Origin of the sequence: Halomonas caseinilytica (assembly GCF_001662305.1) — a bacterium.
Taxonomy (GTDB): domain Bacteria; phylum Pseudomonadota; class Gammaproteobacteria; order Pseudomonadales; family Halomonadaceae; genus Halomonas; species Halomonas caseinilytica.
The window spans coordinates 1-16,723 of sequence record NZ_BDEP01000001.1 but is presented as its reverse complement, the minus strand read 5'-3'; the positions used below and the strand labels follow the sequence as shown (position 1 = coordinate 16,723).

At 62.2% G+C, this 16,723-nt stretch carries 15 protein-coding genes, 3 tRNA genes and 1 pseudogene; 11 read left to right on the top strand and 8 right to left on the bottom strand.

From position 1 onward, the window contains the following. Nucleotides 1-17: 17 nt before the first annotated feature. The 5 genes from mutY (at nt 18) to A9O65_RS00075 (ending at nt 1,779) form a co-directional block, all read left to right on the top strand. Nucleotides 18-1,139, top strand: coding sequence for an A/G-specific adenine glycosylase (mutY, locus tag A9O65_RS00095; RefSeq protein ID WP_064701021.1), 1,122 nt, complete (start codon nt 18-20; stop codon nt 1,137-1,139). Further along, nucleotides 1,136-1,408, top strand: a complete 273-nt coding sequence (locus A9O65_RS00090; protein WP_064699069.1) for an oxidative damage protection protein — start codon at nt 1,136-1,138, stop codon at nt 1,406-1,408. Before mutY ends, A9O65_RS00090 begins: the two co-directional genes overlap by 4 nt. Nucleotides 1,409-1,498: 90 nt before the next feature. Further along, nucleotides 1,499-1,574, top strand: a tRNA-Phe gene (locus tag A9O65_RS00085). Between the two features lie 6 nt (nt 1,575-1,580). Further along, nucleotides 1,581-1,655, top strand: a tRNA-Gln gene (locus tag A9O65_RS00080). A 48-nt stretch (nt 1,656-1,703) separates the two neighbouring features. Next, nucleotides 1,704-1,779: transfer RNA gene (locus tag A9O65_RS00075), tRNA-Thr, on the top strand. Between the two features lie 269 nt (nt 1,780-2,048). Here A9O65_RS00075 and A9O65_RS00070 read toward each other — a convergent pair. Next, nucleotides 2,049-2,870, bottom strand: a complete 822-nt coding sequence (locus A9O65_RS00070) for an alpha/beta fold hydrolase (RefSeq protein ID WP_064699070.1) — start codon at nt 2,868-2,870, stop codon at nt 2,049-2,051. An 830-nt stretch (nt 2,871-3,700) separates the two neighbouring features. On the opposite strand from A9O65_RS00070, the gene A9O65_RS16820 reads away from it, so the two are divergent. Further along, a complete protein-coding gene (locus tag A9O65_RS16820) occupies nt 3,701-6,238 on the top strand; it encodes a cytochrome P450 (protein ID WP_175473462.1) in 2,538 nt (845 codons plus the stop codon). 109 nt (nt 6,239-6,347) lie between these two features. Here A9O65_RS16820 and A9O65_RS00060 read toward each other — a convergent pair whose 3' ends face one another. Then, on the bottom strand, nt 6,348-7,265 hold the full coding sequence (locus A9O65_RS00060) for a LysR family transcriptional regulator (protein WP_082920083.1): 918 nt from the start codon (nt 7,263-7,265) through the stop codon (nt 6,348-6,350). A 141-nt stretch (nt 7,266-7,406) separates the two neighbouring features. On the opposite strand from A9O65_RS00060, the gene A9O65_RS00055 reads away from it, so the two are divergent. Both A9O65_RS00055 and A9O65_RS00050 read left to right on the top strand, forming a co-directional pair. Further along, nucleotides 7,407-8,396 (top strand): MBL fold metallo-hydrolase, encoded by a 990-nt coding sequence (locus A9O65_RS00055; RefSeq protein ID WP_217641199.1) that lies wholly within the window; start codon nt 7,407-7,409, stop codon nt 8,394-8,396. Nucleotides 8,397-8,530: 134 nt separating this feature from the next. Next, nucleotides 8,531-9,052 (top strand): hypothetical protein, encoded by a 522-nt coding sequence (locus tag A9O65_RS00050; RefSeq protein ID WP_082919965.1) that lies wholly within the window; start codon nt 8,531-8,533, stop codon nt 9,050-9,052. A gap of 4 nt (nt 9,053-9,056) precedes the next feature. Here the strand turns inward: A9O65_RS00050 and A9O65_RS00045 are convergent, their stop codons facing one another. Together A9O65_RS00045 and A9O65_RS00040 are read right to left on the bottom strand one after the other, a co-directional pair. Continuing rightward, on the bottom strand, nt 9,057-9,647 hold the full coding sequence (locus A9O65_RS00045; RefSeq protein WP_064701019.1) for a YjaG family protein: 591 nt from the start codon (nt 9,645-9,647) through the stop codon (nt 9,057-9,059). A gap of 25 nt (nt 9,648-9,672) precedes the next feature. Then, nucleotides 9,673-9,966, bottom strand: a complete 294-nt coding sequence (locus A9O65_RS00040) for an MGMT family protein (protein ID WP_064699073.1) — start codon at nt 9,964-9,966, stop codon at nt 9,673-9,675. Between the two features lie 46 nt (nt 9,967-10,012). Here A9O65_RS00040 and A9O65_RS00035 point away from each other — a divergent pair. Beyond that, nucleotides 10,013-10,698: pseudogene (locus A9O65_RS00035) on the top strand (type 1 glutamine amidotransferase). Here the strand turns inward: A9O65_RS00035 and mnmH are convergent. The 4 genes from mnmH to A9O65_RS00015 form a co-directional block, all read right to left on the bottom strand. Then, complete coding sequence (gene mnmH, locus A9O65_RS00030; protein WP_064699075.1) at nt 10,666-11,814, bottom strand: tRNA 2-selenouridine(34) synthase MnmH; 1,149 nt, start codon at nt 11,812-11,814, stop codon at nt 10,666-10,668. The pseudogene A9O65_RS00035 and the gene mnmH sit on opposite strands and share 33 nt — an antisense overlap. Next, on the bottom strand, nt 11,811-12,848 hold the full coding sequence (selD, locus tag A9O65_RS00025) for a selenide, water dikinase SelD (protein WP_064701018.1): 1,038 nt from the start codon (nt 12,846-12,848) through the stop codon (nt 11,811-11,813). Before selD ends, mnmH begins: the two co-directional genes overlap by 4 nt. A gap of 39 nt (nt 12,849-12,887) precedes the next feature. Then, on the bottom strand, nt 12,888-14,264 hold the full coding sequence (gene radA, locus A9O65_RS00020; RefSeq protein ID WP_064701017.1) for a DNA repair protein RadA: 1,377 nt from the start codon (nt 14,262-14,264) through the stop codon (nt 12,888-12,890). A 94-nt stretch (nt 14,265-14,358) separates the two neighbouring features. Beyond that, entirely contained in the window at nt 14,359-14,811 is a 453-nt protein-coding gene (locus tag A9O65_RS00015) for a copper resistance protein NlpE N-terminal domain-containing protein (protein WP_064701016.1), read from the bottom strand. Between the two features lie 289 nt (nt 14,812-15,100). Between A9O65_RS00015 and hisC the strand changes: the two genes are divergently transcribed. Both hisC and gloA2 read left to right on the top strand, forming a co-directional pair. Continuing rightward, nucleotides 15,101-16,156, top strand: a complete 1,056-nt coding sequence (gene hisC / locus A9O65_RS00010) for a histidinol-phosphate transaminase (protein ID WP_064701015.1) — start codon at nt 15,101-15,103, stop codon at nt 16,154-16,156. A gap of 55 nt (nt 16,157-16,211) precedes the next feature. Beyond that, entirely contained in the window at nt 16,212-16,625 is a 414-nt protein-coding gene (gloA2, locus tag A9O65_RS00005; RefSeq protein ID WP_064701014.1) for an SMU1112c/YaeR family gloxylase I-like metalloprotein, read from the top strand. The last annotated feature ends 98 nt before the right edge of the window (nt 16,626-16,723 follow it).

The window sequence follows — 16,723 nt, the reverse complement described above, 5'->3', positions numbered from 1 at the left end:
GCGTGTCGAGCCCTTTCATGACCGACGATCCACCCGCCATCCTGTCGCCCGAGACCTTCCAGCGCCGCCTGCTGGACTGGTTCGACGTGCACGGGCGCCACGACCTGCCCTGGCAACGAAACCGCACCCCCTACCGGGTCTGGGTCTCGGAGATCATGCTCCAACAGACCCAGGTCACCACCGTGATTCCCTACTTCGAGCGCTTCATGACGCGCTTTCCCGATGTCGAGGCCCTGGCCGCCGCCGATCAGGACGAAGTGCTGCATCTATGGACCGGACTTGGCTACTACGCTCGCGGGCGCAACCTGCACAAGGCTGCCCGGGTCGTGGTGGCCGAGCACGGTGGCGCCTTCCCCGTGCACAGCCTCGAGGCCATGGCCAGCCTGCCCGGCATCGGCCGCTCCACCGCCGGGGCGATCATCGCCCAGAGCACCGGGCGGCGCGCGGTGATCCTCGATGGTAACGTCAAGCGAGTGCTGACCCGCCTGCATGCCGTGGAGGGCTGGCCGGGGCGCCCTGCCGTGGAACGCCGGCTGTGGACGCTGGCCGAGCACTACACGCCCGCTGAGCGCGTGATCGACTACACCCAGGCGATGATGGACCTGGGCGCGACACTCTGCCGCCGCGGCCGTCCAGACTGCGGACGCTGCCCCTTCGAGACCGAATGCCTCGCCCACGAACGTGGCGAGGAACGCCGCTTTCCGGAATCCAAGCCGAAGAAGGCACTCCCCACTCGGCAGACCCTCATGTTGCTGCTCCAGGATGACGCAGGTCGCGTGCTGCTCGAGCAGCGCCCCTCCAGCGGGCTCTGGGGCGGCCTCTGGAGTCTGCCGCAATTCGAAGACCTCCCCGCCATGCGGGCCTGGCTGGACCAGCACGCACCGGGTGCCGAGCTCGATGAGGCCTGGCGCACCTTCACGCATGTATTCAGCCACTTCCGGCTGGAAATCACGCCCCAGCCAGCTCGCGTGACACGCCTCGACGCCATCGGAGAATCCCGGCGCTGGTTCGATCCAACCGACCCTGCCAACATCGGACTCGCCGCGCCGGTCAAGGGCTTGCTGGAGTCGCTGCGCCCCTTCACCCTGTCCGCACCCGCAGGCCATGCATCCGAATCAGCCAAGGAGCCATCCCGATGACCCAGACCGTATTCTGCCGCAAGTATCAGGAAGAGCTGGAAGCCCTTCCCTTCCCCCCGCTGCCCGGCGAAAAGGGCCGCGAGATCCAGGCCAGTGTTTCCAAGCGCGCCTGGGAGGAGTGGCAAGCCCTGCAGACCCGCCTGATCAACGAGAAGCACCTCAACATGCTCGACCCGACGGACCGGGCCTATCTGATGGAGCAGCTGGAGCGCTTCCTGAACAACGAGGAAACCGACCAGGCCGAAGGCTATGTGCCGCCGGAACAGTAACGGGCCCCAAGGTGCTGTATACGCCATCTTTTTGAAACGAAACGGTTGACGCGCAAAGGCCTTTAGGGTTTAATACGCACCGTTGGCGCGGGCCAGATAGCTCAGTCGGTAGAGCAGGGGATTGAAAATCCCCGTGTCGGCGGTTCGATTCCGTCTCTGGCCACCACAATGCTGGGGTATCGCCAAGCGGTAAGGCACTGGTTTTTGGTATCAGCATGCGCAGGTTCGAATCCTGCTACCCCAGCCACGCCAACCTAGTTCTCGTTCTGCTTTCCTGGCCGAGATCGGGTTCCGAGCCGGCATAGCTCAGTTGGTAGAGCAACTGACTTGTAATCAGTAGGTCCCGGGTTCGACTCCTGGTGCCGGCACCATCGGGAAACCCTTTGACATCGCAGGGTTGCGGAACAGCGCCAAGGCGCCTCCTCTGTAGATATATGCTTGCCCCGTTCGCCTATCGCGACACGGGGCTTTTGCATGCGCGTCGTTTCGCTCGCCCCACCAAGCGCCGGCCGCTATCCGACGCATCGAGCGTCGTCCTTCCGATATCCGCGCATCAAGCAAAGACGCTGCACTCGATGAGGCCGGCCACCACCTCGTGTGCCAGCCCCATGTTTTCCGCTCACCTCACACAGCCGGCCCTTTAAGCCAGCAAATGGCGATCATATATCTCGCTCATGCTCCGGGATGCCGACTTGCTCTCCATATCCAGGAAGTGCCCCGCCTCAGGGATGACAAAGAACTCACACTCCTCAATATAATTCTCGACACACTTGACATCTTCCTTGGACGTATATTCGTCCCAATCTCCGTTCACGAACAGTACGGGCACCTCCACTTCCTTGAACACATCGACATAGTCCTCGAAACTGAGTGACGATATCTGACCGATATGAAACCTGGCCTGACGATATGTCTCGCCATCGAGGTTCTTGATGTGCTCATGGTTCACTCGTTGCAGCAATCGAGGCAGGTACTTGCCTACCTCACTGTTCAGCAAGGTGGCGACCTCATGATTCCTTTCTTCATCGAGCAACACTTTGGCACGCTCGATATAACGGCGCATTTCCGGAGTAATTCTGGTCGAGAACGACGCTATCAATGCCTTGCGAATAGAGGGTGGTTTGTTGGCCAGCACCATCAGTGCTGCCAACCCACCCCAAGACACGGAAAGGAGATAGGATGGTTGATAGCGGTCAATCAAACCCTGGAGAATCATCACTTCTTCGGATTTGGATATTGGACGGGAAATGGTGTTGTGCTGCCTGGACTTCCCGATGAAAGGAAGATCGAACAGAATCATGTTCACCTTTCCCTTCAAGTTCTTTATGGTACTGCGAAAAGCTTGTGTCGTCGAAAGTGCTCCATTGACAAAAATCGCCGACTCGGAAGCTTCTGGACAGACATACCGTTCGACATAGATATTCCATCCTCCCACGCTGACAACCTCAGTCTCTCGCTTCATTCCCTGCCTCCATATGGCGCCTCTATGCAGGCCTTGCTGCCCCGCTCAGGCTGCCGATCTTCCTTATGAGTTATCGAGCATTTGCCATGCTTCCTGCTTTTACACTTACCCGTGCCACAACCTGTCGAATTCGTCTCACCTTCACAGATTCGCATAATATTAACAATGCATAATATCGCGCATGCTCTCATCGCCAAGGCATTTTTTCGTGCCTCCTAGCCTGCTCGCATGGCACCATGGCACAACGACGTTATTTCAATATTACAGCCACCCGTCACGTCAAGATCGATTTCGCAACTAGATATCAAGCCTCACAAAACAACAACACTTCGTAACACTTTCTGACTTTCCAACCACTCTAACTCATCACGCCATATCAGAGACCGAGGACATCATAACTCGAGCAAATACACCATCTCCATACATCCTCATTATCATGAAAAAAGCGTCAATCCCGTTACAACCAAAACTTGATGCTCGGGCACGAGCTTGACTTTTCAAAACTGGCTAACTAGAGGTGATGGCGCTGTCTGGTCATTGAGACTAAACCGGGAACATTGCTTGATGGGAGGTACCAAGCAGGTTTCTTTTCCTTCTGCCCGTAACACCGCTGACCGGCGCTCGGCACAACATGGCTCACAAAAGATTCTGGCGGCTTCCGTGCATTACCGGGAAAGCCCAGTCGCTTCGTTGGCCCGAACTCATCATGACTGGTGCGCTAACAGGTGAGCGCTTAATACGTAATGCCGATCCAGCCGAAGCCGAGTGGAAGGCTCATCGCATGCCACCTCAGGAAAGTTTACCCACAACGAAATGACCCAGGAGGGCTCGTGGACCACCATCTCGACTCCCGCCACTTGCAGGACACCATCACGCCGGAACGTGCCGATCACGATACGGCCGACCGGGAAACGGATCGCCCCTCGCGCCGACCGCATCTACACGAGGCCCTCGCTCAGGAAATAGCCCGGCTCACCGAAAACGATGCCGGGGCTGCTTCGATCCCCGCTGACCATCCACTGAACCAGCTAGGCTTGGATTCGCTGGCCACCGTAGAACTGACGGAATACATCGAACGCCATTTCCACGTGAAGCTGCCTCTGATGTCCTTGTTCGGTTCCATGACGCTGGGCCAGTTGGTCGACCTCGTGGAAGACAGCCGAATGCAGCAGAACACGGGCGGCAGCAACGGCGCCTTCGTGACTGCGCCCCTGGGGGCGCAGTCCGGTAGCTGTGCGATAGCATTGAGCGACTGGCAGGTTTCACTTCCCTTGTTCTGTATTCCTGGCTTGATGGGAGTGGCGACGTATCTGTCGAGCCTGTCTGCCGAGCTCGCCGAGCTTTCCCCGCTGATCGCCTTCCAGCCTCCCGGCATCGACGGCACCGCCTCTCCCCTCGGGTCGGTCGAGGAACTCGCGCGACGCTACATCGGCGAAATGCGGACCATCCAGCCCGAAGGGCCCTACCGGCTCGCGGGGCATTCCTTCGGTGGTCTGGTCGCGCATGAAATGGCGCGCCAGCTCCACGAGCAAGGCGAGCGCATCGACGCGCTGTTCCTGATCGATACCTTCCAGCTCCGAGAAGGCCATGATGCCCACGATGACCTCCCTCCCGATCTGATGGCCCTGTACGAACTCCACAACATCACCCAGCGCCTGACCCAACAGACCGGCGAACCGATCAGCGCCCGCGAGCTGGAGACCCTCGCGCCGGATCAACAGCGAGAATGGTTGACACGCAGGCTGGGCAGCCGACTCCAGACTTCACTCAACAGGGTCACCACCGTCCATAACACCAACTACACGGCGATGATGCGATTCCGACCGCGATTCTATCCCGGTTCGGCCACCCTGCTACGCGCCCGCTCCGGCTTCCCCACCGAATTGGTGCACCCCGCGCGAGGGGTCTGCACCAGTTCCGATGAGCCTGCCATGGGCTGGGAAGGCCTGTGCGCCTCGCTGGACATCGTCCCGGTGCCGGGTGACCACCTCAGCATGGTACGCACGCCCCACGTCCAGGCGCTTGCCGAGGCGATGCAACCGGCACTGGCTTCGCGCCCTCGCCTTGCCCTCGGACTGGACCGCCTGCACCCCGCCAGAGCGCCTCGTACACCGGGGCGAGCCGTGGAAGTTTCTCGGCAGGGTATCTCCTTCGATCCCTACCATCCGGATTACGTCGATGAGCCCTATCCCTTTCTGGCGCAACTTCGCGACCACGGCCCGGTTTTCCAGGACACCGTATCCCGATGGTGGCTGACCCATCACGCCGAGGTGTCGGCCGGTCTGCGCGACAAGCGCTTTGGCGTCGATCCGCGAGAGCTGGGCGATGCATCGCCACACCTCGATGCCGGTCGCGCGAATATGCCGTTTCTCAGCGCCTTGAGTCGGCAACAGGAAAGCGTCCCCTTCAGCCAGCATCTCAACCGTTTCATGCTGTTTCTGGACCCTCCACAGCATCAACGACTCAGGCGCGTCTTCTCGCCCTTGTTCACTCCTGAGGCCGTCAAGCGCTGGACCGGTTATGTCGACGAGTGCGCCGCCGAGCTTATCGGCAAGCTACGCCAGAGCCAGGAAGCCGATCTGATCAAGGAACTCGCCTTGCCGCTGCCGGCAGCCGCCATCAGCGAAATACTGGGATTCCCCCGCGAGGACCTGCCCGACGTGTTGCCCTGGGGGCAGGACATGATTGCGGGGTTCGATCCTCTGATGACCGAAGACACTGCCACCCGCATCAACCACAGTGCAGAGGAATTCAGCCGATACATTCGCGAACATCTGGAAACACAACGAAAGGTCGCAAACGGCCCCGGCACCCTGGACCCCAAGGCCGCACTGGACCAAGGATTGAGCCTCGAGGAACTGGTCACCCATTACGCGCTGATGTTCGCGGTCGGCTTCGAAACCACGACCGACATGATCGGCAACAGCACGCTGGCCTTGCTGCGCCACCCCGATCAGCTCGCGCGTTGGCGAGCCCATCCCGAACTCACCGACAGTGCAGTGGAAGAGCTGTTGCGCTACGACGGCCCGGTCCGCTGCTCGATACGCTATGCGCTCGAAGACCTGGAGGTTGGCGATCAGCGAATACAGCGGGGCGAGGTGGTCGTGTTCTCCTTTTCCGCGGCCAACCGGGACCCTCGAGTCTTTTGCGACCCCGACCGCCTGGATCTTGGCCGCGATGCCAGACGGCACGTGGCCTTCGCGCATGGTGCACACTACTGCCTGGGTGCCCACCTGGCGCGAATAGAACTGCAGCGCGTTCTGCCGGCCTTGATACAGCACGACTTCTCCCTGGCCCCCGGCGGAACTCAATGGCGCTCAAGCCTGGTGTTTCGTGGCCTGGAAACTCTGCGTATCCAGAACCACTGACGATGCATGCTCCTGGCCGTATCGCTGGCAGAAGTCGGCTCGGGATTCCTGTGGGTAAGGGCGGTGACTGCTTCGGCAACGCCTTGCCCGGGCAACCGAAGGGTCGACCTCAGCCGTGCGTTACCCGAGCCACCTCAAACACCAGATTACGAAACCAGCGATGTGCTGGATCGTCCCTCATACGCGGATGCCAGAGGGCATACAATTCAACGTTGCCAACATCCAGCGGTGGCGCAAACAGATCGACCATGGCCTCGAAGCGTCGAAGGAAACGGCCGGGCAGTGTGCACAGGTGATCACTACTGCCAAGGATGATCGGTGCCAGGGCATAGCTCTGGACTGAAAGGCTGACATGACGTGACCGACCCAGCTTGTCGAGCGCACGATCCACCGGCCCCCTATATCCTCCTCCGCTGGTCGACACCAGCAGATGCTCAGCGGCGCAGAACTCGTCCAGCGTGATCGGGTGGTTGCCTCGCGGATGACCATGCCGTTGCGCGGTCACGAACTCGTCGGTGAACAGCGTCCGGCCAATCAATCCCCCATCCTCCGGTCGGGGTAGGCCGACGACCATATCGATATCTCCACGATCGAGGGCTTGCGTGATCGTCTCGGGATCCGGCACTACGAATGTGATCCTGATATGAGGCGACGCCCGCTTGAGCGCAGGGACAATATCCGGCCCCAGCATAATGGCGGGATTGTCATAGGCCGCAAGTACAAATTCGCGATCACTTTTCCCCGGATCAAACGAGGGAGTTGGCCCGATGAACTCCCGCAGATGGTCCAGCAGTTGAGGCAATGTCGCTCCAAGCTCGTTAGCACGAGGAGTTGGCATCACGCCTCGACCGGCGACCGGAACAAAGAGCTGATCGCCAAAGAGCGTACGCAAGCGCGTCAATCGTCCCGAAAGGGCCGGTTGGGTAATTCCTAGCCGATCCGCCGCACGGCTGACATTTCTCTCTTGGATCAGGGCTTCGAACGCCATCAACAAGCCAATATCAATTTCGCTCAAACGGTCAGGCATTAGATTCATTTCCCTTCGGGACAGGTCGATACAGGGCTATCAGTGCGGCTTATGCAAGGTATAACGACCATCGTTTTCTCGACCATCATTCCGCCCTCTATGCTCTGGCTCTGACATTCACCTGAACAGGGAGACAGGCCAATGGCTGTACGTGCCTTTATGCTTTCCGCTGTATTGTTGAGCCTGGTCGCGTCAGGGCCAGTCTTCGCAACCACGCACCTCGCGCCAAACGATTCGCCGGGCATTGTCCAACAGGGCGCCGATACCTATGCCGTCATGGTAGGGGATGTTCGAGTCACGGCACTTTCCGACGGCACAGTGCCACAGGACCTGCATAAGCTCCTGCATGGCATTACCAACGAAAAAATCGATGCCATGCTGGCGCGGGCCTATCTGGCCAACCCTGTCGAAGTATCGATCAATGCGTTTCTACTCGAAATGGGCAATCGGCTCGTCCTTGTGGATACGGGCGTGGGTCCATTGTTCGGACCGGGGCTGGGCAACCAGCTGATCGACAGTCTGCGTGCCGCAGGCGTTGAGCCTGAACAGATCACCGATGTGCTGCTCACCCATGTGCATTCCGATCATATGGGCGGACTCACCAAAGGCGGACAGATCATCTTCCCCAACGCCACGGTTCACGTCGGCAAGCCGGACGTCGATTTCTTTCTGGATCGTCAGAACGCGAAGCGTACCGACTATGACATGCGCTATTTTGATCAGGCCATCCAGAGCCTGAAGCCCTACATCGATGCTGGCAAGGTCGCCCCCTTTGACCGGACCACGGAAATACTCCCGGGCCTGACAGCGTCTCTCCATCCGGGGCACACGCCAGGCAGTGCCTTCTACACGCTGAAAAGCCAGGGGCAGACGCTCACCTTCATCGGCGATATCATCCATGTGGCGGCTGTGCAATTGCCGGACCCATCGGTGACCATTGCCTACGACGTCAATCCAGAAATGGCCGCCAGCACACGTTCGAAGGCCTTCTTGGCCATAGCCGAAGAAGGTGACCTCGTCGCCGTGCCTCATATGTCCTTCCCGGGCATCGGGCATATTCGCAAGGCACCTGAAGGCTATGACTGGGTACCTGTCGATTACGGGAATCGAGCCGCAACAGCGGGACGGTAAATCACTGTGAAGCAACGGCCCGGGACACCCCAGGCCGTTGCTCGAGAAGTGCCTGCTCCCAGGCACCAGGCTGGCTCGGTTGCCGGTGCGGGCCGCGGCAGGCATGATGCACCATACACTCCATTGGACGCATCATGACGCATCGCCCGTTCGGGAAACTTCTCATCATCACCTCATGGGCGTTGCTGGCCGGCCAGGCGCACGCCAATCCCCTGCCCCTGTCGCTCGACTGGCCTCCCAAGCTGGCGCTGGACCATGTCCTCGTGCAAACCAGCCTGTATACGCGACATTTCGACCCTGACCCCGAACACAACAATCACCAAGAGCTGATCGGCCTCGAGTTCCACACCCCGAATGACTGGCTGGCCGGTGGTGCCCATTTCCAGAACTCCTTCGCTCAAGAGACCTTCTATCTCTATCTCGGCCGGCAGTTTCCTCTCTGGCACTTCGATCACGATTTCAGCATACGCGCCAAGCTGACGGCCGGGTTACTGCACGGATACAGAGGGGAGTACCGGGACAAGATTCCCTTCAACCATCTGGAAACCGCCCCAGCCGCGCTTCCCAGCATTGGCATGCGATGGGGACATGTCGAAAGCGACCTGATACTGTTCGGCGCCGCCGGCATGATGATCACGGCGGGCCTGCGATTCTGAGCGCTCAGTCCGTCGTCAGGCCCAGATTGCTGACTCCTTCGTTACGCCCCAGTCGGCGCAAAGCCTTGAGGGCGTCGCGGTCCAGGTGGCCCTGGGCCGCCTCGAGCACCGCATCCTGGAAGTCGTTCTCCTCGCGCATCAGCGGATGCTCGCGCGTCAGGGCAGCAAGCTTGCCGGCATCCTCCTCGCCCTCGGTCAACTCGATGAACGCCCGCACGCCACCTCGCGAGGTGCGACTGACCTCCAGGACCGAATCCGGCGACTCACCGCGCAGGGTATCGAGCAGCGCAGACACCGCGACGACCGCCTCCAGCGCCCGGCGAGCCCCGAAGCTGTCGTCCTCCTCCGGCGGCTCCAGCTCGGCCAGTTTTTCCGCCTGCCGATCGAAGTCGATGCGCGCGTCCTTGACCGAAAGCCGTTCCCAGACCAGGTCGAGCACGGCCCGTAGCGCCTTGACGTCCCCGTGACCGGTCGTCTCGGCATACAGGGCATAGTTGGGTACCAGACGCTCGCAGAGCGCGGCCATGAACGCCTGCTGGCCTCGCAACGGCAACGCCTGGAGTCGATCGAAGAAACCGCCAGATGACTGACTCATGAAATCTCCTTGTGTGATGGGGCCTTCAAGGCCAGAGGCGCTCCTTGGCCACTCGCCCCCGGCTGTCGAACGCCACACCCTCATCGATCAAGCGACGGCGCTGTTCATCCGCCCCGCCGTGATCGGCCAGTCGACGCGAGGCGGTGATCACCCGAAACCAGGGGAGGTCATGCCCCGAGGGCAGCTCGCGCAGCGCTCTGGCCACCATGCGCGGGGTGGCACCTTCGGTCATGGCAGCGATGCGGCCGTAGGTCGTCACGCGCCCCGGCGGAATTTCGGCCAGGATGGTCAGGATCTGTTCCTTGAGTGCCGGCTTCATGTACCCTTCCGCTCCCGTCCTTTGCTCACTCACTGCCGAGGTCCCTATGCATCTGCACCTCCTCCAGCATGGCCCGCACCGAGGCCCCGCCCGAATTGCCGACTGGCTCGACAGCATGGGATACAGCCATACCATTTTCCATCTTCATGAGGGCGAGCTGCCCCCCGGCTCGCCGACGGCGATGCCCTGATCATCCTCGATGGCCCCGAGGAAGGCCGGATCCCCGCGAACGCGGCCTGGCCGCGCCGGGAGCGCAAGCTGATCGAACAGGCACTGAATGGCCGCAAGCCTTTGCTCGGCCTCGGCCACGGCGCGCGCCGCATCGCCGAGGCCCTCGGCGCCATGGTATCGCCAGGCACCCATGCCGAAAGCGGCTGGCACACCATCGACCTGGCACCCGACAGCCCCTTCGACCTGCCGGAACGCTTCGAGGCCTTCATGTGGCACCGCGATATCTTCGCCCTGCCTGATGATGCCCTGCCGCTCGGCGGCAGCGAGGCAAGCCCCATGCAGGGCTTCAGTTGGGATGGCCACCGCGTGCTCGGCCTGCTCTGCCACCTGGAGGCCACCCCCGCCAGCGTGCTCGACATGCTTGATCACTTGCCGTCTCTGGGCACCGGCCCCTATCTCCAGACACGCCAGGCCATGCTGGCCGACGCCAGGCGCTTTGATCGCCAGGCTCCCTTGCTGGATCGGCTGTTATCCCAGTGGCTGGGCAGCGCTCGCCGCTGAGCGACCACACGACGAACGCTCGGCACGAGACGCTTCCTCGATCCAGTCCCGCGCCGCCGCCAAGCAACTGTCCCAGTCGCCCACGTGCAGGAAATGCTGGTCGTCGTGTTTCTCCAGCTGATAGCGATACATGGGGTCGTAATACTCGGTCAACAGTGGTGCCAGCCAGGCCTCATGGGCCTGGCTGTTGCCTCGCTCATGTTCGCGAAAGGCCAGCGTCTGCAGGCGCTGCAGTCGGGCCAGCCGGGCGCCGCCCAGCCGCTTGCGCAGGCGTTGCAAGGCGCCGGAAAGCTGCTTGCGCATCAGCGTCCAGCCAAGCCACTCGCCGAACTGATGGCGGTAGACCGTCCAGAGATCCTCGATGTAGTCCTTGTGAATCTGCTGCAGGCGCCAGTCCAGGGGCATCTCGACCCGGATGCGCGGCGCACGCTCCATGCCACGCCAGAAGGTCAGGGGGATATTGGCGGTGCCGATGTGGCGGGACTCGTCTTCCAGCACGACCGGCCCCGGCAGCTCCAGCAGGCGCAGGCCCATGGCATGTTCGAAATCGATCTGGGATGGCGCCATCAGCGGATGGCGGCCGAAAGCGGACCCCTTGTGGCGGGCACAAGCCTCGAGATCCAATCCGCATGACAGCGCCTGGATCAGACTCGTCTTGGCACAGCCGGTCAGGCCACCGACCACCAGCAGCGGTTGCTCCGCCGCCGCGTCGATCCGCGCGCACAGCGCCTGGCGCATGGCCTTCCAGCCGCCACGGATGCGCGGTCGTTCGACCCCGGCCTCGGCGAGCCATTGCTGGGCAATCCGCGAGCGCTGGCCACCCCGAAAGCAATAGATCAGCGCATCGGGATGGCGATCCAGCAGGCGCCGCCAGGCATCGACACGTTCCGCCCGCACACTGCCGGCAACCAGCTGCTCTCCCAGCGCAATGGCGGCATCCTGGCCGGCCTGCTTGTACTCGATCCCGATCCGATGGCGCTCATCGTCATCCATCAACGGCAGGTTGACCGCACCCGGCAGCGCTCCCTGACGAAATTCCACCGGCGCGCGTACATCGATCAGGACGCGCCGCTCGCGCAACAACTCGAGATCAGGGTCGACCAGTGTCGGACTCATCCGCGAACCTCTATGCGCGCCTCGCCCCGCGCGGCGCCGACTTCGCCGAAGGGCTCGAGCTCGAGACCATGAGAGCGCCCAACGCGCTCGATATCGTCCTCCCAGGAGGGATGCACCGAGAGCAACAGGCCGCCGGAGGTCTGTGGATCGCACAACCACTGCCAGTGGGCCTCATCCATGGCGGGCAGCGCCTTGCCCAAAGCCTCCCGGTTGCGGCCGGTCCCGCCGGGCACGGCACCCTGGCGCCGATAGGCCTCGGCCTCGGCCAAGCGCGGCAGGCGCCGGAAATCGATGCGTGCAGCGACATCACTGGCATCGCACATTTCGGTCAGGTGACCGGCAAGGCCGAAACCGGTGACATCGGTCATGGCATGCACGCCCTGTATCCGCGCAAGCTCCATGCCGATGCGGTTGGTCTCGAGCATCGTCTGGCGCGCCAGTCCTTGATGGCCCGGCGCCAATAATCCTTGTTTTTCCGCGGTGGTCAGCATGCCCACGCCGAGCGGCTTGGTCAGGTACAGCAGATCGCCGACTTGCGCGCCCTTGTTGAGCTTGAGGTGCTCGAGATCGACCAGACCATTGACCGCCAGCCCGAAGATCGGCTCCGGTGCGTCGATGGAATGCCCGCCGGCCAATGCCAGACCGAGCTCGCGGCACACGGCCTGGGCACCGCCCACCACATCGCCGGCAATGTCGGCGCCTAGCTTGTCCAGTGGCCAGCCAAGGATGCCCAGGGCCATCACCGGCGATCCGCCCATGGCATAGACATCGCTGATGGCGTTGGTGGCGGCGATCCGACCGAAATCGAAGGGGTCATCGACGATCGGCATGAAGAAATCGGTCGTGGCGATCATTCCGCGACCGTCACCCAAGTCATAGACGGCGGCGTCCTCGCGACCCTGGTTGCCGACGATCAACCGAGAGTGGGAGGCTCCCGGCCCGGCCTTGGCCAGAATGCCGTCCAGGACGTCAGGGGCGATCTTGCAGCCACAGCCGGCACCGTGACTGTACTGGGTCAGGCGGATGGCGCTCATCTCGTTCTCCTTGGCTTCATTATCGGCATTCTACAACGTCTAGAGAGCTTCCAGGGCATCGGCCAGCTTGTCCACCGCGACGACCTCCATGCCTTCGGGGGCCTGCTTGGGTGCATTGGCGCGGGGCACGATGGCGCGACGAAAGCCATGCTTGGCAGCCTCGACGATACGCTCCTGGCCACTCGGCACCGGCCGGATCTCGCCGGACAGGCCGACTTCGCCGAACACCACCAGCTCGCGTGCCAGGGGCCGACTCTGCAGGCTCGACACCACCGCCAGCAACACCGCCAGATCGGCACTGGTCTCCAGTACCTTGACCCCGCCGACCACGTTGAGAAAGACATCCTGGTCGCCGGTGAACAGCCCACCATGGCGATGCAGTACTGCCAGCAGCATGGCCAGGCGGTTCTGGTCCAGCCCCACCGCCACACGACGCGGATTGCCCAGTGCCGAGTCATCGAGCAGCGCCTGCACTTCCACCAGAATCGGCCGAGTGCCCTCCCAGACCACCATCACCAGGCTGCCCGGCGCCTGCTCCTCGCTGCGCGACAGGAAGATGGCGCTGGGATTCTTCACCTCCTTGAGGCCATGCTCGAGCATGGCGAAGACTCCCAGCTCGTTGACCGCACCGAAGCGGTTCTTCTGGCCTCGCAGCGTGCGGAAACGCGAGTCCGCGCCGCCTTCCAGCAACAGCGAGGCATCGATCATGTGCTCGAGTACCTTGGGGCCGGCCAACGTGCCGTCCTTGGTCACATGACCCACCAGCATGAGCACCGTGCTGGACTGCTTGGCGAATCGTGTCAGGGCAGCGGCGGACTCTCGCACCTGAGCCACTCCCCCGGGCGCCGACGCGATATCCTCCAGGTGCGTCGTCTGGATGGAGTCGATGATCAAGACCTCGGGACGCTCACGCTCGGCGACGCCGAGAATCGTCTCGATGCTGGTCTCGGCCAGCATCTGCAAGCCCTGGGTGGGAAGCTGGAGGCGATGGGCACGCATCGCCACCTGCGACAGCGACTCCTCCCCGGTGACATAGAGCACGCGACGTTGCTGGGCCAGCTTGCAGGCCGTCTGCAGCAGCAGCGTCGACTTGCCGGCCCCGGGATGCCCGCCCAGCAGCACGGCGGAACCCGGCACCAGACCGCCTCCCAGCACCCGATCGAACTCCTCGAACGTCGAGGTCAGCCGGGGCACTTCACTCAGGTCGACGTTGGAAAGCTCGACAACCTCACGCGATACGGCACCGGCATAGCCCCCTCGACCCGCACCACTGCCCGTAGCGGCTCCGGGACGGGCTGCGGAGAGCCGCACCTCGCTCAGGGTATTCCATTCCTGGCAGCTGGAGCACTGCCCCTGCCATTTTCGGTATTCAGCGCCGCACTCGGTGCAGACGAAAGCGCTCTTGGCTTTGGCCATGGGTGACTCGTCGAAGGATGAAGACTGGCGGTGGAGGGCATACGCAAGGGGCGGCCCCGTGGCCGCCCCTCGTCTCAACGCGATGCCTGTTGCATCACATGCGCTTCAGGCGCAGCACCTCGTTGTTCTGGAAGCGGCGACGCTGCGGATCGATCAACTCCAGGGTCTGTGGATCCACACGCAGGAAGTAATAGACCTGACCTTCGCCGTTCGGCGTGAGCTCGTAGACGGTGGCTTCGGGATCATCGGCCGTTCCGTCGAGCACTTCCCAGTTACCTGTGTAGGTTTCGTTGGGCGGATTTTCCGGGTGGCCACGATAGGAGGCCTCCAGATCGAAGGTGCGGTCGGCGGCCGCGCCCTGCTCGTCTCCCGTCATGGTGACGTTCAGGTCGATCCCTTCACAGTTGCGGCACGGCAAGGTGCCCTGATACGTCTGCTCGGTACTCGTCATCTCCGGCTTGGCGGTTCCCTGATCGGTAGGGCCCGCCGCACAACCCGCCAACAAGGCGAGCATGGCCGAGCCCGCCAGCAACGTCCTGATTTGCATATTCGTTCTCCTAACCAATGGGCATGGCGCCGTGATGCACGGCAACCTGTTCGATAGCATAACCTCTCGTGCCAACAGCGGACAGCCTGGAGGTCGTCAGGTTCCACTGCCATGATGCCATCGGACGGACATGCTCGAACACCACCCAGCATAGCAACGGCATCGTCACCAGGCTGCCCGACTTGCTGACCGCCCCTACACGGAGCCACCTGGCACGACGCCGGCTTGCGCGGTTCCAACGAGCGGGTCACCATGGTCGATCCAGTGTTTCCACCCCGAGCGAATAACGATGAGTAAGTTCTGGAGCCCCAAGGTACGGGAGCTGACGCCTTACGTGCCAGGCGAACAACCCCGCGAGCGCTTGATCAAGCTGAACACCAACGAGAATCCCTATCCACCCGCGCCCGGTGTCGAAGCTGCGTTGCGCGAGTTCCCGGTGGATCATCTGCGTCGCTACCCTGACCCCGAGTCCCGCGCCCTGCGCGAGGCCATCGCCCGCGAGGTCGGCGTCGAGCCGGAACAGGTCTTCGTCGGCAACGGATCGGATGAAGTCCTGGCCCTGGCTTTCCAGGCATTCTTCTGTCACGACCGACCGCTGGAAATGCCGGACATCACCTACAGTTTCTATCCCGTCTACTGCCGGCTGTATGGCGTCACGCGTCATGCCCTGCCCTTGGATGAGCAGTGGCGCGTCGATCTGGAGGCTTTCGCCAAGGAATCCGGCGGCGTCGTGTTTGCCAATCCCAATGCGCCCACCGGCCATGGGCACGAGCGCCAGGCCATCGCCACGCTCTTGTCCCGCGTTACCGACTCGGTGGTGCTGATCGACGAGGCCTACGCGGACTTCGGCGGAGAAAGCGCCATTCCTCTGGTATCCGATCACCCCAACCTACTGGTCACCGGCACCTTCTCCAAATCGCGCAGCCTCGCCGGCCTGCGCCTTGGTTACGCGGTCGGCTCGCGGGAACTGATCGAGGGGCTCGAGCGGGTCAAGGACTCCTTCAATTCCTACCCCATCGACAGTCTCGCCAGTGCCGTAGGCATCGCGGCTCTGGCTGACCACGACCATTTCGAAGCCTGTCGGGAAGCCGTGATCACCACCCGGGAACGCACACGAGGACGTCTCGAGGAACTGGGCTTTCGCGTTCTGCCTTCCCGAACCAACTTCCTGCTGGTCCATCATCCGGACATCGATGCCGCCCAACTCTTCGTCGGCCTCCGCGAACGCGGCATCTTGGTTCGTCACTTCAATACCGACGCGCTTCGCGACTATCTGCGTATCTCCATCGGCACCGAAGACGAGATGGATAGCCTGGTCGAAGCACTGGAACCGCTCTGCACCTGATACCTCCGGCGCCCTTTATCAGGGCGTCCAACACCGACACGACCGCGAGACACCCATGGACGCGCCCTCTGCCCGCTTGCCGCTCGCCCGCGTGCATCACATCGCCCTGATCACCGCCGACTATCCACGTGCCCGGCGCTTCTACCTGGAAGTGCTGGACGCCGAGGTCATCAACGAGACCTATCGCGAACAGCGCGACAGCCACAAGCTCGATCTCCTGTTGCCCGGTGGTATCCAGCTGGAACTGTTTTCCTTCCCGTCGCCACCCCCGCGTCCGAGTTACCCCGAGGCCTGCGGGCTCCGCCATCTGGCCCTCGCCACCACGGACCTCGACACCTCAGTCGCCCTGCTCGAGGTCCGCGGCGCCCACCCCGAGCCTATCCGCATCGACGAGTACACCGGGGCTCGCTTCACCTTTTTCAGCGATCCGGATGGCACGCCCATCGAACTCTACGAAGTCGAGACCTGAACACCCTCTCGGCACCGGCACTTAACCATCAGCCAGCTACCCGACACAAAAAACCCCGACCTCAGTGAGGCCGGGGGGCTCGGTATAAGTGCCTGACG

What these genes read in the sequence shown, in the direction of transcription:
- mutY (WP_064701021.1), top strand. Translation starts at nt 18, where the DNA reads ATGACCGACGATCCACCCGCCATCCTGTCGCCCGAGACCTTCCAGCGC.
- A9O65_RS00090 (WP_064699069.1), top strand. Translation starts at nt 1,136, where the DNA reads ATGACCCAGACCGTATTCTGCCGCAAGTATCAGGAAGAGCTGGAAGCC.
- A9O65_RS00070 (WP_064699070.1), bottom strand. Translation starts at nt 2,870, where the DNA reads ATGAAGCGAGAGACTGAGGTTGTCAGCGTGGGAGGATGGAATATCTAT.
- A9O65_RS00060 (WP_082920083.1), bottom strand. Translation starts at nt 7,265, where the DNA reads ATGCCTGACCGTTTGAGCGAAATTGATATTGGCTTGTTGATGGCGTTC.
- A9O65_RS00055 (WP_217641199.1), top strand. Translation starts at nt 7,407, where the DNA reads ATGGCTGTACGTGCCTTTATGCTTTCCGCTGTATTGTTGAGCCTGGTC.
- A9O65_RS00050 (WP_082919965.1), top strand. Translation starts at nt 8,531, where the DNA reads ATGACGCATCGCCCGTTCGGGAAACTTCTCATCATCACCTCATGGGCG.
- A9O65_RS00045 (WP_064701019.1), bottom strand. Translation starts at nt 9,647, where the DNA reads ATGAGTCAGTCATCTGGCGGTTTCTTCGATCGACTCCAGGCGTTGCCG.
- A9O65_RS00040 (WP_064699073.1), bottom strand. Translation starts at nt 9,966, where the DNA reads ATGAAGCCGGCACTCAAGGAACAGATCCTGACCATCCTGGCCGAAATT.
- mnmH (WP_064699075.1), bottom strand. Translation starts at nt 11,814, where the DNA reads ATGAGTCCGACACTGGTCGACCCTGATCTCGAGTTGTTGCGCGAGCGG.
- selD (WP_064701018.1), bottom strand. Translation starts at nt 12,848, where the DNA reads ATGAGCGCCATCCGCCTGACCCAGTACAGTCACGGTGCCGGCTGTGGC.
- radA (WP_064701017.1), bottom strand. Translation starts at nt 14,264, where the DNA reads ATGGCCAAAGCCAAGAGCGCTTTCGTCTGCACCGAGTGCGGCGCTGAA.
- A9O65_RS00015 (WP_064701016.1), bottom strand. Translation starts at nt 14,811, where the DNA reads ATGCAAATCAGGACGTTGCTGGCGGGCTCGGCCATGCTCGCCTTGTTG.
- hisC (WP_064701015.1), top strand. Translation starts at nt 15,101, where the DNA reads ATGAGTAAGTTCTGGAGCCCCAAGGTACGGGAGCTGACGCCTTACGTG.
- gloA2 (WP_064701014.1), top strand. Translation starts at nt 16,212, where the DNA reads ATGGACGCGCCCTCTGCCCGCTTGCCGCTCGCCCGCGTGCATCACATC.